14 protein-coding genes are annotated in these 12,361 nt (G+C 64.8%); 6 read left to right on the top strand and 8 right to left on the bottom strand.

Annotation, left to right across the window (positions count from 1 at the left end; translation table 11 throughout):
* Window positions 1-32: 32 nt before the first annotated feature.
* The 3 genes from FHR22_RS16015 (at window position 33) to FHR22_RS16005 (ending at window position 1,517) form a co-directional block, all read left to right on the top strand.
* Entirely contained in the window at window positions 33-395 is a 363-nt protein-coding gene (locus FHR22_RS16015; protein ID WP_243853762.1) for a recombinase family protein, read from the top strand.
* Window positions 396-803: 408 nt separating this feature from the next.
* On the top strand, window positions 804-1,109 hold the full coding sequence (locus FHR22_RS22570) for a sigma factor-like helix-turn-helix DNA-binding protein (RefSeq protein ID WP_166944617.1): 306 nt from the start codon (window positions 804-806) through the stop codon (window positions 1,107-1,109).
* 120 nt (window positions 1,110-1,229) lie between these two features.
* Window positions 1,230-1,517, top strand: coding sequence for a hypothetical protein (locus tag FHR22_RS16005; RefSeq protein ID WP_243853761.1), 288 nt, complete (start codon window positions 1,230-1,232; stop codon window positions 1,515-1,517).
* A 40-nt stretch (window positions 1,518-1,557) separates the two neighbouring features.
* Here FHR22_RS16005 and FHR22_RS16000 read toward each other — a convergent pair whose 3' ends face one another.
* Window positions 1,558-1,848 carry a recombinase family protein gene (locus FHR22_RS16000; RefSeq protein WP_166944615.1) on the bottom strand — a complete coding sequence of 97 codons (291 nt, stop codon included), beginning with the start codon at window positions 1,846-1,848 and terminating at the stop codon, window positions 1,558-1,560.
* Window positions 1,849-2,268: 420 nt separating this feature from the next.
* Here FHR22_RS16000 and FHR22_RS15995 point away from each other — a divergent pair, with 420 nt between their 5' ends.
* Window positions 2,269-4,539: a TonB-dependent receptor gene (locus FHR22_RS15995; protein WP_166944613.1), complete on the top strand. Its 2,271-nt coding sequence runs from the start codon at window positions 2,269-2,271 to the stop codon at window positions 4,537-4,539.
* 64 nt (window positions 4,540-4,603) lie between these two features.
* On the opposite strand, the gene FHR22_RS15990 is transcribed toward FHR22_RS15995, so the two are convergent.
* From FHR22_RS15990 to FHR22_RS15960, 7 genes are read right to left on the bottom strand one after another with little or no spacing between them, the layout of a single operon-like run.
* Entirely contained in the window at window positions 4,604-5,761 is a 1,158-nt protein-coding gene (locus tag FHR22_RS15990) for an LLM class flavin-dependent oxidoreductase (protein WP_166944610.1), read from the bottom strand.
* An 11-nt stretch (window positions 5,762-5,772) separates the two neighbouring features.
* Complete coding sequence (locus FHR22_RS15985) at window positions 5,773-6,735, bottom strand: LLM class flavin-dependent oxidoreductase (protein ID WP_166944608.1); 963 nt, start codon at window positions 6,733-6,735, stop codon at window positions 5,773-5,775.
* Window positions 6,732-7,340, bottom strand: coding sequence for a nitroreductase family protein (locus tag FHR22_RS15980; RefSeq protein ID WP_166944606.1), 609 nt, complete (start codon window positions 7,338-7,340; stop codon window positions 6,732-6,734). Before FHR22_RS15980 ends, FHR22_RS15985 begins: the two co-directional genes overlap by 4 nt.
* A complete protein-coding gene (locus FHR22_RS15975) occupies window positions 7,340-8,191 on the bottom strand; it encodes an ABC transporter ATP-binding protein (protein WP_166944604.1) in 852 nt (283 codons plus the stop codon). The genes FHR22_RS15980 and FHR22_RS15975 overlap by 1 nt, the downstream gene beginning before the upstream one ends.
* 17 nt (window positions 8,192-8,208) lie before the next feature.
* The gene (locus tag FHR22_RS15970; RefSeq protein WP_166944602.1) at window positions 8,209-8,976 is read right to left on the bottom strand and encodes an ABC transporter permease; all 768 of its coding nucleotides are present in this window, start codon (window positions 8,974-8,976) and stop codon (window positions 8,209-8,211) included.
* Window positions 8,973-9,779, bottom strand: a complete 807-nt coding sequence (locus FHR22_RS15965; RefSeq protein ID WP_166944600.1) for an ABC transporter permease — start codon at window positions 9,777-9,779, stop codon at window positions 8,973-8,975. The genes FHR22_RS15970 and FHR22_RS15965 overlap by 4 nt, the downstream gene beginning before the upstream one ends.
* Window positions 9,779-10,834 carry an ABC transporter substrate-binding protein gene (locus FHR22_RS15960; RefSeq protein ID WP_341786640.1) on the bottom strand — a complete coding sequence of 352 codons (1,056 nt, stop codon included), beginning with the start codon at window positions 10,832-10,834 and terminating at the stop codon, window positions 9,779-9,781. Before FHR22_RS15960 ends, FHR22_RS15965 begins: the two co-directional genes overlap by 1 nt.
* Window positions 10,835-10,862: 28 nt before the next feature.
* Here FHR22_RS15960 and FHR22_RS15955 point away from each other — a divergent pair, with 28 nt between their 5' ends.
* The gene (locus FHR22_RS15955) at window positions 10,863-11,048 is read left to right on the top strand and encodes a hypothetical protein (RefSeq protein WP_166943985.1); all 186 of its coding nucleotides are present in this window, start codon (window positions 10,863-10,865) and stop codon (window positions 11,046-11,048) included.
* A 180-nt stretch (window positions 11,049-11,228) separates the two neighbouring features.
* Window positions 11,229-12,281 (top strand): ABC transporter substrate-binding protein, encoded by a 1,053-nt coding sequence (locus FHR22_RS15950; protein WP_166944598.1) that lies wholly within the window; start codon window positions 11,229-11,231, stop codon window positions 12,279-12,281.
* The last annotated feature ends 80 nt before the right edge of the window (window positions 12,282-12,361 follow it).

Genomic DNA, 12,361 nt, shown 5'->3' with positions numbered 1-12,361 from the left:
GCACGGCCCGCGTCGAGACCTAGGAAAGCAGGATGGCGAAGGAATTAGTTTTTCAAGGCGCAGGCGCGGGGCCGACGCGGGCAGCCCAATATATCCGTATGTCAACCGAACACCAAAGATACTCACCTGACAACCAGCGGATCGCGATTGCGGCGTTTGCAGCTTACCGCGGTTTCGAGATTGTCAGGACGTACGAGGATAGCGGAAAGAGCGGGTTGACATTGAGCGGTCGTCCCGCCTTGAAGCAAATGCTGAGCGACGTTTTGAGCGGGACAGCCGACTTCGACACAATCCTCGTCCTCGATGTCAGCCGGTGGGGCCGCTTTCAGAACACCGATCACCCCCGCGCCGGGCGGCGCCAGACGTCCTTCGAACGCGCGAGGGCCGACATCTGAGCCGGTGCCGCTATCGCAACGCCGAAAGCTTCTTCCTCGCGATTGAGGAACGGCTTTTCTCCGACACAAGCGACCTTCTCTATCAAACCGGCATCGTGGCGCAGTTGGCTCTAACCTCACATCTGCTGGACGTCGGTTTCGACGACAGGTGGTGCGCCCGACATATTGGACTGCATATCGGAAAGGCGCTGGCCTACGCCAACTTGACCGGCCTCAACTATCACTCCCCCGCACTTGAACTGCTGGCTCCTGTGCTGTCGCCTTACAACGTCTGGCGCAATCCGGACTTCGACGAATCGCGGCCCCCGGTGCCCAAGTCGCTACCCGATGTGCCGCCCTTGCTCCGAGATTTGCTCGATCATGTGCGAGGCGTGACGGGACACCCTCGCCCACGGCGGAGGAAGGCTCGTGGCTGACGGCAACCTCGCCGCCCGCTTCGCGCGCACGATCCGCGACCTGCTCGTCCCGCCGCCGGTCGTTCCAAATTTTGGCGAGGCTCCCGATCCGGAGATTGCGCGGATCGAATGGGCGATTGCTCGCTTGCCAAAGCGAACCCGCGATGTGTTCCTGATGCACCGCTTCGACGATCTTCCATACGACCGTATCGCCCATCGTCTCGGCATCAGCGAAAAGGCGGTCGAGCGGGAGATAGTCCGGGCGCTATGCGCCATTCGCAAGGCCAGAGAAGAACATGCCCGCGAGCGCTTCGGCTAGCCTTTTGCCCGACGCATTTATGCTGGCGATTCGCGTCGGGACGCTGGAACAGCGCCCCAAAGCCGCACCAACGCCGGAATCCGATCTTTCCCATTCGTTCTTTTTCGTCTCCATTATTGGATGCGAGCCAAGGAAGTGCGGATTGTTGTTCCATCGCGCGATTTACTGCGCGACCGTTGGAGCATGGCCCGCCCTTCCTCTGAGCGAGCGCCCAGCGCATCGCAACAGCTTGAAGCGCTGCTCGGCAAGCCGTGGCCCTTTCCCGGTCGCCCTCCAAAGCATGACCTCTCGACGTGGCGCGTCACCGATGATTGGCCCGATCCCGTTCCGGTTACGTTGGCCGAAGTCGAAGTGTTTGAACGCTGGTTCGGCGATCTCTTCGACGAGCTATTTTCCTCGCCCCTTTGAACCGACCTTTTGGAGAGTGCCATGACCGCGCCGCAGACCATCACGGGGGCGCGCGCTGCTCTCTACCTTCGCGTCTCGACGGCGCGGCAGGCAGAACATGATGTGTCGATACCCGACCAACGACGGCAAGGCGACGGTCCAAGGTTAGACCGCTTTTTCCCGCATCCTCATAGGTCTTAAGGATTTCAAAGCCTTGGTGTGCAGCGAATGATGCGATAAATATACGCTGATTATCGAGCGAGTAGCGCTGATGCTCGGTAGACATGCGGACATATTGCACCGCAGGGGTCAGGCCGGCGCCGGGCCCCGTAAGTATCAGGTCTTTCGCCATGTCCGCTCCAGTGCCGAAGGAACGGTCGCTAACCTCGGAAAATTTCAGATATGTGGCACGGGCGGTGGCGAACGGATGTCGCGTCCGAGTAGCCAGCTGACATCCGCATTTTGAGATTCGGTACTGGAATCCGTCCGACTGCTCCTGAGCATCCGTTTCCCATCATGCGAAATGCGCGCTTGCTGTTGAGGATACAGCAGCACTGACATCGTGTGGTGTGCAGTTTCGTTCACTCCCGATCCCGATATCAACCGATAAGCGTTTTAAATCAACTGCTTAAGAGACTGGCACGCCCTTTGCGTTTCCGCCCCTGTCTGCTCCGCGACGTGCGGGTCGTTTCAACGATAAGGGGTAATCTCAGTGTCCAGGAAATCTATCGCGTCCCAATCTTGGCGCCTGCTCGGTTGTAGCGTCGCTGCCATGTTGGCGGCAGGGCAGGCTGGCGCCGCGCATGCGAATGAAGACGCCGCGGCCGCTGGCGACGCGGCGTTGGCCGATGCGGGCGATTCCGGTTCTGCGATCGTGGTGACCGCGCAGCGCCGGGAAGAACGGCTTCAGGATGTGCCCGTGGCGGTCACTGCGATCGGCGAGGAGAAGTTCACGGTCGGCGGGCTAGGGCGGTCGGCCAACGAGGTGCTCAACCTTGTGCCCAATGCGTCGGCGGGGACGCAGCAGCACGGGCGTCCGCGCTGGTGGATCCGCGGCGTGGGGGCAGGGCAGCAGCAGCTCGACCTCGCGAATCCTGTCGGTTTCTATCTCGACGACGTCTATATCAGCAACGCGAGCGCCACCGGTCTGCCGCTCTTCGACATCGAGCGGGTCGAGGTGCTGCGCGGTCCGCAAGGGACATTGTGGGGAAAGAACACGACCGGCGGTGCGATCAACGTCATCTCGAAGCGGCCGTCGCTGACCGGTGACGACGGCAATTATGTGAAGCTCGAATATGGGACCTACGACAACAAGGTCGTCGAGGCGGGGGTCGGCACGGCGATCGTCGAGGATCGGCTTGCCGCGCGCGTTTCGGCGCGCTTCGACGATCGCGGCGGCCGGTTCGACAATCTCTTCACCGGCGAGAAGTCCAATGCGGTGAAGGACGTCGTCGTGCGCGGGCAATTGCTCGCGGCGCCGACCGACAATTTCGAGGCGCTGCTGAGCGTCCATTACCGCGATTATGATACCGACGGCAGCTATTGGACGACAGCAAGCTATGTCCCGAGCGGCGTGGTTCGGAACGGCTATGCGCCCTCGACGCGGATCAACGACATCAGCGCGAACGCGCCCGAATATGGGCGATCGAGCCAACTTGGCGGGTCCTTGCATCTCGACTGGGATTTCGGCGGGATCACCCTGACCTCGATCACGGGCTATGAACGCTACAAGACGCGCGGCGCCGGCGAGAGCGATTACACGCCGCTCGAAATCTCGCGTGGCTATACCGAGGCGCGCTCGCGCCAGTGGAGCCAGGAGCTTCGGTTGGCGTCACCGCAGGACGACCGGCTGACATGGATCGTCGGTCTCTTCTATTTCAACGAGGACATCAACTCGAACGCCTTCTCGGCGACCTTGCCGCGGGGCTCGGTTCCGTCGCTGCCGGGTACGGCTCCCGCGGCCTTCAGTGACACGGCCTATCATCACAAGGCCGAAAGCGGCGCTGTCTTCGGCAGCACGAGCTTTGCCTTCACCGACAGCCTGAAGCTCACGCTCGGCGGCCGCTGGAGCCGGGAGACCAAGGAGGTCGACTTCGTGCGCCGCGCTTCGCCCAACGCCGCCGCCGCGTCGTGGAGCAATCTCGCGCAATGGTGGAACAGCTACACCGGCACGTACGGCGGGCCGGGCACGTTCAGCAATTCGCTCAAAGAGACATGGGACGCCTTCACTTACGACATCACCCCGTCGTGGAAGATCGCGCGCGATCATCTTCTCTATGCGAAATTCTCGCATGGCGTGAAATCGGGCGGCTTCAATACCGCCGCGACCTTGGCGATCGCGCTGACCGATGTCCGGCCCGAGAAGCTCGACGCGTTCGAGATCGGCTACAAGTCGAGTTGGTTCGATGGGCTCGTCGGTTTCAACGCCACGGCCTTCCATTATGATTATAAGGATGTGCAGGTGAATGTCGTCGGGCCGAATCCCGGCGCGGTCGGCGGCGCGACGGTCTCTTATCTGCAGAATGCCGAAAAGGCCAAGGTCGACGGGGCCGAATTCGAACTGACGCTTGCGCCGGCGGAGGGCCTGGAGTTCAACGCGGCGCTCGGCCTTCTCGACACCGAATATACGCGGTTCCAGGTGCAGAACGGCGGCGCAAACCTTGCCGGCGCCCGCTTCGTTCGCGCGCCGAAGGCGACGCTCAACGTCGGGGGATCGTATAGCTTCGCGCTAGGTAACATCGGCAAGCTCGAACTTGCAGCGGACGCGCGATACCAGTCGCGACAATTCTACTATGTGACGCCGCAAGATCCGGTGAATCGTTATTATCTGACGCAAAAGCCGTACACGATCACCAATCTGCGCGTCACCTACACGACGAAGGACGAGAATGTCAGCGTCACCGGCTTCATCAACAATCTGTTCGATGTGCGCTATCTCAACCACGCGTTGCCGGCGGCGAATGCCGCGCTCGGCGTGACGGGCGATACGGTGGCGTGGGCGGATCCGCTGACCGCGGGTGCCGCAGTCGTCTTCCGCTTCTGATCGGATAGAGCGCAAAAAAAAGGGGCGCCGGACAGGTCTCGGCGCCCTTTTTTTGTCGGCTCGCTTATTCGGCGGCTTGCAGAAGCGACGCGGTCTCGCGACCGAGGAGCGGTAGCACCTCTTCGCCGACCCGATAGGCTTCCTCGAGATGCGGCGTGCCGGCGAGGATGAAGGCATCGGCGCCGCGCGCGATCAGTTCGTCGAGCTGCGCCGCGCATTGCTCATAGCTGCCGACGATCCCGAGTGCCGGACCGCCGCGCAGCAGGTTGAAGCCGCCCCAGAGATTGGGCGCGACGATCAGCTCGTCATAATGGCGGGCGTCGCTCGGGCGCAGCGCCGCCTGCCGCGCCGCGCCGATCGAATCGGTGGCCTGCCCGCGCCAGCGCTGGCGCGTCTCCTCGCTGACATTCTCGAAGCCTGCACGGATGTCGCGCCAGGCTTCTTCCTCGGTCGCGCGGGCGACGAGGTCGACGCGGACGGCGCATTTCTGCTCGCCGCCAAGGGCTGCGGTACGCTCCTTCACGCGCGCGAACTTGTCGCCGAGCTGGTCGAAGGGCTCAAGCCAGGAGAGATAATAGTCGGCGTGGCGCGCGGCGGTCTGGAGTGCCGCGTCGGACGAGCCCGAGAACCAGATTTCGGGGAATTCTTCCTGCCGAAGCAGCGAGGGAAGGCCGCCATTCCTGAGTTGATAGAAGCGTCCGTCATAGGAGAAGGCGGAGGATTCCCAGATGCCGCGGAAGATGTCGAGGAATTCGCTTGTCCGGCCGTAACGATCGTCGTGCGCGAAGCTGTCGCCCCACCAGAGCTGCGCGGGCCCGCCGCCGCCGGTGATGATGTTGAAGAGCAACCGTCCGCCGGTCGCCCGTTGCAGGCTTGCCGCGGCGCGCGCGGTGTGCACCGGATTGCCGAACCCCGGCTGGAAGGCGATCATGAAGCGAAAGCTCTTCGTCTCGCGCGCCAGCAGCGACGAAATCACCCACGGGTCGTCGGTGTTCGGGAAGGATGGGATAAGGCCGCCCTGAAAACCCACCGCCTCCGCCGCTTTTGCGATTTCGGCAAGATGATCGATATAGGCGAAGCCGTCAGGCTCGCCGCCGGCATCCAGACCCGGCGCGATGTTTCCGGAGGCGAGGGGCGACCAGTCGCCGCGCTCGTAACCGCTCGTCCGGATGCTGTTGTGGCAACCATGCGTCGGCAGGCGCCAGTAGAAGTCGATCGTCATATCCTGTCCTCCTATGCCGCCTTGCGGGCGCGCGCCGTGAGCGCACGGAGCCGCGGCAGCACTTCCTGCCCGGTGCGATACGCTTCCTCGAGGCCGGGCGCGGCGCTCAGGACGAATTCGGCTATTCCCGCATCGGCATGGCGCGCGAGCTGTTCCGCCGCCTGGTCATAGCTTCCCACCAGCGCGCCGGGGGGCAGCGTTTGCCCAGATGCGTCGTCGGCGGCCTGTCCGGCATCGCCGCGCGTCAGGAGCGGCTGGATCAGTCCCGCGGCAACGCGGCGCCCTTCGGCCGCGGCGAGTTCGCCCAGCCGCGCAACACTGTCTGCCAGTTCGGCGGCCGTCGCCGGGCGGAACAGGTGCACGTCCGCATGGCGGGCCGAGAGCGCCAACGCCTCATCATCTTCGCCCTGCAAATAGACCCGCGGAAAGGCGAAGCGTGTCAACGGCGCCTCGAAGCCGCCGTTCTGCACCTCGAAATATCGGCCCTTGAAGCTGAACGGCCTTTGTTCATGCACGCCGCGCGCAACGGTCAGAAACTCGTCGAGCCGTTCGCTCAATTCCTCGTCGCCGAGCGGATCGCTCTCGCGCTCGCGGCCGATATGATCGGCGTCGGGCGCGATCGCCCAGCCGAGCCGACCCTGCGTTCCGCGCTGAAAGGTTGTTGCCTGCTTGGCGGCGTACACCGCCGAACCGACCGAGGCTGGAAATTCTGGGATGATATGGAGCCGCGGTACGGCGCGCGCCACGACCGCGGCGATGATCCGGCTTTCGTCCGACTGGATACGATGCCGGATGAAAAGCCCATCGAACGCGGTTTGCGCTGCGGCCTCGGCAACCTGGACATAATAGTCGAAGCGGTTCCGGTTCGCCGCCCGGCGGTCGCGGATGAAGTCGGGCAAGGGCGGTTGCAGGCCAGGTTCGGAACGCTGGCGATCGGCGGCGGGATCGAGCCGCCAGTGAATAGCGAGCGTCATGCGGCATTCCTTTCTTGCGCGAAGGCTGGCGTGCCGAGTGATCCGGCAAAAACCGTTTCGCTGAGTGGGCGGCGGCCGTTGGGGACTTCGGCGGCGTGGAATTGCGGATCGAGGTCTTCGAGTTCGCCCTTGCGCCCGAGTGCAACAAAGGCCTCGATCTCATAATCATAAGATATGCCGAGGCGCGTGCGCGCGGCGGCGCGATCGAAGCCGCCGATGCCGTGCGTGTGCCAGCCGAGCAGCAGCGCCTGATGCGCGAAGTTCGTCCATGCCGCGCCGGCGTCGAAGCTGTGCGAGCTGTTGTCGACGACGGCGCCGCCGCGTTCCAGCTTTAGCGCCGAGAGAATGAGGATCAGTGCCGAGGCGCGAGCGGCCCAAAGCTGGTTCTTCGTCATCAGCAGTTGGAGGAAGCCGTCCCATGCCGCATCGCCGGGCCGCGCGACAAGAAATCGCCAGGGCTGGGCGTTCGAGGCCGAGGGCGCCCAACGGGCCGCCTCGAACGCGCTTTGCAGGACGGCGTCGGGCACCGGCTCGCCGGTGAAGCTGCGCGGCGACCAGCGGTCGGTGAACAGGGCATCGACGGGGTGATCGGAAATGCGGCTCATTAGCGGGGCTCCCGGCTTGGCAGGTGAACAAGATTGTCGGCGGCGTCGGCGTCGGCGCCTGAAGTCAGCTCAGCGAGAATCTCGTCTTTCAGCCGATGCAGCAGCGGCGAGCGGCGGTCGCGCGGGTGGGGCAGGTCGACATCGACGATGCGGCGAATGCGGCCCGGGTTGGGTGACATCACGATCACCCGGTCGCCGAGATACAGCGCTTCCTCGACATCGTGCGTGACCATCACCATCGTCGAGCGCTGCGCCATCCAGATGCGCTGGAGTTCGTTCTGGACATGGACGCGCGTCAGAGCGTCGAGCGCGCCGAGCGGCTCGTCGAGCAGCAGCAGCCGCGGCTCGGTAACGAGCGCGCGCGCAATCGCCGCGCGCTGCGCCATGCCGCCCGACAGCTGGTGCGGATAGGCCTTCTCGAACCCGGTAAGATTGACGAGCGCGATATGGTCGGCGACGATCTTCGCGCGCCGGTCCTTCGGCGTGTCGGTGTTGAGCAGCGCAAGCTCGACATTCTGTTCGAGCGTCATCCACGGGAACAGCCGGTGGTCCTGAAAGATGATGCCGCGATCGAGGCTGGTCGTCGCGATCCGCTCGCCATCGAGGCGAAGTTCGCCGCTGTAATCGGTGTCGAGGCCGACGATCAGGCGGAGCAGCGTTGACTTGCCGCAGCCCGACGCGCCGACGATGCTGACGAACTCGCCCGGACGGACGTCGAGGTTGATGCCGTCGAGCACCTTGTGCGGCCGGCCGCCGATCTGGAAGCTCTTGTCGAGATCGCGAACGCTGAGCGCGCCGTGCTGGACCGATTGGGGGGGCTTGTCTTCGCGGGCGTGGGGGTGGGCACTCAAGACATGTCTCCTGATCTTCAGACCGAGGGTTGCCAGCGCAGCAGCGACTGGCGGAGCTGGCGGAACAGCTGGTTGATGGTGAAACCGAGCGCGGCGGTGACGCCGATGATGACGAGCATGATGTCGAGCCGCTGCTGGACCTGTGCGAGCTGCATCGCGACGCCGAGGCCGGCATTGGCGCCGGTGAGCAGCTCGGTGCCGATCGTCGCGATCCAGGCGAAGGCCAGCGCCTGCGTGATGCCGGTGAGGACGAGCGGCATCGCGCCCGGAAGCAGGATGTAACGGATGCGCTGCGCGACCGAGAAGCGGAAGATGCCGCCGACCTCGATATAGCGCTTCTCGACCTGCGCGACGCCGGCATGACTGTTGAGCATCGACGGGAAAAAGGAGGACATGCCGACGACTGCGAGTTCGGTTGTCGCCCCCATGCCGAACCACAGGCCCATCAGCGGCAGCCAGCCGATCATCGGAACCTGCCGCAGCGCGTGAAGAAGCGGGCCGACCAGCCGGTCGATCGGTTTCCAGATGCCCATCGCGATACCGACCGCGACCCCGAGCGGCACCCCGATCGCAAGCCCGGTGAAGGCGCGCTTTAGGGTCGCGAGCGTATCGCGGGCGAGGTCTCCGCTGCGGATGAGGTCGAGCAGCGCGGTGCCCACCGCCGCGGGCGGAGCGAAGGTGACGATATGTTCGCTCGTCTGCCATTGCCACAAGACGATCAGCAGCGCGGGGGCGACAAGGCCGATCGCAACCCGGACGGGAAAGCGGGTGAGCCAGCCAGTCATGCGGCTCTCCAGCGCGTCGCGTGGCTCTCGACCCAGCGCGCGCCGCGATCGAGGAGGAAACCGACGAGGCCGGTGACGATGACGCCGGCCAGCACGACGTCGATCTGGAACAGCTGGCGCCCCATCTCCATCATCTGGCCAAGGCCGCTGTCGGCGGCGAGCAGCTCGGCCGCGACCAGCACCACCCAGGCGCGGGTCAGCGACACGCGAAGGCCTGTCAGCACGGCGGGCACCGTCGCCGGGAGGAGGATGCGGCGGATCAGCTGGAACAGGCTCAGCCGATAGACTTTCGCGACCTCGAACCAGCTTTTCGGTACGCCGCGGATCCCGTCGAACGTAGCCAGCGCCATCGGAAAGAAAGCCGCGATCGCCACGACCGCGAGCTTGAAGGGCTCGTCGATGCCGAGGAACATCACCATCATCGGCACAAAGGCGATCACCGGGACTTGCCACAGCGTCAGGAAAAGCGGCGACAGCGCTGCCTCGGCGAGCCGCGAGAGCGCGATCGTCACGCCGAACGCCATGCCAGCCGCGGCGCCGATCGCAAAGCCCAGCAGAAGGCGGCGCATACTGTCGCCGAGATGCCGCTGAAGCTCGCCCGACAGCGCCATCTCCTCAAGCGTTCGCGCGACCCCGCTCGGCGGAACAAGCACCTGCGGCGGGAAGACCCCGCTAAGGCAGAGGAGCTGCCAGAGGCCAAGCAGCAGGAGGGGCGCAAGAAGGGCGCCGACCGGCAGGCCGCTCAGCTGGAATGCACGGCGCGGCCGGACGGGAGGCAGGAGATCGGCGGCCCGGCTTGTCATCAGCCCGCGTCCTTCGCGGGCCGGGCCCAGAAATCCTCGAGCTTGAGGTCGGTCAGCGCCTTGGTGACGAAGCGGTCGTCGAACAGTGCGTCGGCATCGACCCTGCTCCGGATCAAGCCGCGCTCGAACGCATAGTCGGCGACCGAGTGATAGTGGGTGCGCAGCGCCGGGCTGTAGAGCGGCGAGAAGCGCTCGCGCCACGGAATATTGGAATTGGCATAATCCCTCTCGACGATCTCGACCGGCAGCGCGCCGCGCGCGGCGTTGCGGATGACCGCGGCCTTGTTGGCCTCGTCCGACGACCAGGCGGCGGCGCGGACATAGGCTTCGACGACCAACTGCGTGAGCTCGGGATTCGCATCGACGAAATCCTTGCGGGCGAACAGCTCGGCGCGCATTTTCCAGTCGGCGGGCGCTTCGCGCGTCGACCAGAGGACGCGGGCGATGCCCTTTTGCTCGACCAGCAGCCCGTCGGAGAGGAGCACGGCGGCGTCGACGCTTGCCGACTCCAGCGCCGCGGGTGTCGCCGCCGGATTGATGTTGACGATCTTGAAGTCCTCGAGCTTCAGCCCCTTGCTGTCGACGAGCTTCGAGAAGGGAAGCTCCCACGGCCGCCCGCGGTGAAGCGCGATCCGCTTCCCCTTGAGGTCGGCGAGGCTCTTCGCCGCCAGCCCCTTGCGCACGACAAGATAGACGTCCTGACCCTGGCCGACGGGCGCGACGATCTTGAGCGGTACGCCTCCGGCGACCGCGATAGCGGCCGGAAAGTCGCCGTAAGATGCGAAGTCGATGCGCTTGCCCGAAAAGCCCTCGTTGATCACCGGCGCGCCGACGGCGGTCGAAACGGGCGTGAAGACAAGCTCGATACCCTTTTTGGCGAGCTGGTCCTTGAGCCAGCCCTGATCGGCGACCACGCCGTTCAGCCCGGTGAAGACCTGCTTGCCCTGATAGGGATAGGCGATCGATGCGATTGTCACCGTCGAGACCTTGCCGTTATCCGGTTTGTCCGCGCTGCAACCGGCGAGCAGGGCGCCGACGAGAACGGCGACGACCACAGCGCGCCCTTGCTTGACGAAACGAAGGATGGCTGACCTGCTGCTGGCTATCACTGAAATGCTCCCTGTTCCGGCCGGTTCGAAAAGCTCTCGCTCCATCATGCATGGCCTGTGCCAACCGCTGGATTGGCGCGCACGCGCGGCGCCCCTCGTCCGGGCGCTTGCGGGGGTGCTGATTTTGACGCACTTTTTCCGTGCGGATTGCGCGAAATGAAGCGGTCGTGCCGAGGGGGACGGGCGCGAAGGGCCGAAACAGGCGAGCCAGCCTTTGCGCCGCCTGTCTGGCACGGGCTTTGCGAGCAGACGGACATGCATGGCGGACGCGTGGCCAAGTGCCTGTTCCGGCTGGTGCTGCTGCCTTCGGGCCGCTATTTGGGCAGGATAGGGAGGTTGGATGCCGAAACGAAAGGCTTCGAGCGCAGCGCCGGTTGGTTTGGACAAGCTGTGGGTCACGCGCTGCCCCGTGCCGGCCGCCTCGAGCATCGCATGGGCCAAGGGCTGGATGGCGGAGGCCTTTGCGCCCGACGGCATCGCGGTCGGGCGCGTGCAGGAGCAGGGGCTGAACCTGGTCGAGAGCGATCCCGAAAATCAGCTGCGCCACCTTTTTCGCGAGGGCGGTAACATCCAGGCCCTCGCGGCGCGCGCGCTGGGGGCGCCAACCCGCGTCATCGGCCTGACCTGGATCGACGAGCGCCAGGCGATCATGGTGCGTCGCGACGCTGCCATTCTCGATCCGGCCGATCTCAAGGGACTGTGCTTCGCGCTTCCCGGCTACGCACGCACGCGCGGCGAGAGCATCGCGCGCGGCATGGCGCTCCATGGTATAAAGAGTGCGCTGGCGCTCGGCGGCCTCACCCTCGACGACGCCCGTTTCGTCGAAATCCCCGCGCCCCCGGTCGAGCAGGCGAGCGCCGAGGGCATGCGCCGGCTCTGGCTCGGTCTCGAGTGGCTGGCCGCGGGCCGCGTCGATGCGGTCTATGTGAAAGGCGCTGCCGCGGCAGAAGCCGCGCACCGGCTGGGGCTAGAGATCGGGATCGACCTCGATGCCTATCCGAGCCGCCTTGCCCGTGTGAACAACGGGACGCCGCGGCCGATCGTCGTTCACCAGCATATGATCGATCACCATCCCGATCTGGTCGAACGCTTCCTCGAACAGAGCCTCCGCGCGGCGGACTGGGCCGCCCATAATCTGCCCGAGGTGAAAGCCATCGTCGCAAGCGAGACGCTCGCGGGGATCAATGGCGTCGAGACCGCCTACCGGAACAATTTTCATCGCTCGCTCCATCCCGACCTTTCGTACGAGCGGATCCAGATGCTGAAAATCCAGGCCGACTTCCTCTGGCTTCATGGCTTTCTCGAATCACCTGTCGCGATCGACGACTGGATTTGTGCCGCGCCGCTCGAAGCGGTCATCGAACGGCGCGCCGCCGCGCTGCCGTCGCTCTGACCACCCCGCTGAAAGCTCAGCTAGCCGCAGGAATTTAAATTCTACTAAAATAGATGACAATTGTCTGTTATGCGTTGAGG

Source organism: Sphingopyxis panaciterrae, from assembly GCF_011762125.1.
Classification (GTDB): Bacteria; Pseudomonadota; Alphaproteobacteria; order Sphingomonadales; family Sphingomonadaceae; genus Sphingopyxis; species Sphingopyxis panaciterrae.
This window is presented reverse-complemented; position numbering and strand designations above follow the sequence as displayed.

Excerpts from the sequence above, each read along its gene's own strand:
- FHR22_RS16015 (WP_243853762.1), top strand. The coding sequence starts at position 33 with ATGGCGAAGGAATTAGTTTTTCAAGGCGCAGGCGCGGGGCCGACGCGG.
- FHR22_RS16005 (WP_243853761.1), top strand. The coding sequence starts at position 1,230 with ATGCGAGCCAAGGAAGTGCGGATTGTTGTTCCATCGCGCGATTTACTG.
- FHR22_RS16000 (WP_166944615.1), bottom strand. The coding sequence starts at position 1,848 with ATGGCGAAAGACCTGATACTTACGGGGCCCGGCGCCGGCCTGACCCCT.
- FHR22_RS15995 (WP_166944613.1), top strand. The coding sequence starts at position 2,269 with ATGTTGGCGGCAGGGCAGGCTGGCGCCGCGCATGCGAATGAAGACGCC.
- FHR22_RS15990 (WP_166944610.1), bottom strand. The coding sequence starts at position 5,761 with ATGACGATCGACTTCTACTGGCGCCTGCCGACGCATGGTTGCCACAAC.
- FHR22_RS15985 (WP_166944608.1), bottom strand. The coding sequence starts at position 6,735 with ATGACGCTCGCTATTCACTGGCGGCTCGATCCCGCCGCCGATCGCCAG.
- FHR22_RS15980 (WP_166944606.1), bottom strand. The coding sequence starts at position 7,340 with ATGAGCCGCATTTCCGATCACCCCGTCGATGCCCTGTTCACCGACCGC.
- FHR22_RS15970 (WP_166944602.1), bottom strand. The coding sequence starts at position 8,976 with ATGACTGGCTGGCTCACCCGCTTTCCCGTCCGGGTTGCGATCGGCCTT.
- FHR22_RS15965 (WP_166944600.1), bottom strand. The coding sequence starts at position 9,779 with ATGACAAGCCGGGCCGCCGATCTCCTGCCTCCCGTCCGGCCGCGCCGT.
- FHR22_RS15955 (WP_166943985.1), top strand. The coding sequence starts at position 10,863 with ATGGCTGACCTGCTGCTGGCTATCACTGAAATGCTCCCTGTTCCGGCC.
- FHR22_RS15950 (WP_166944598.1), top strand. The coding sequence starts at position 11,229 with ATGCCGAAACGAAAGGCTTCGAGCGCAGCGCCGGTTGGTTTGGACAAG.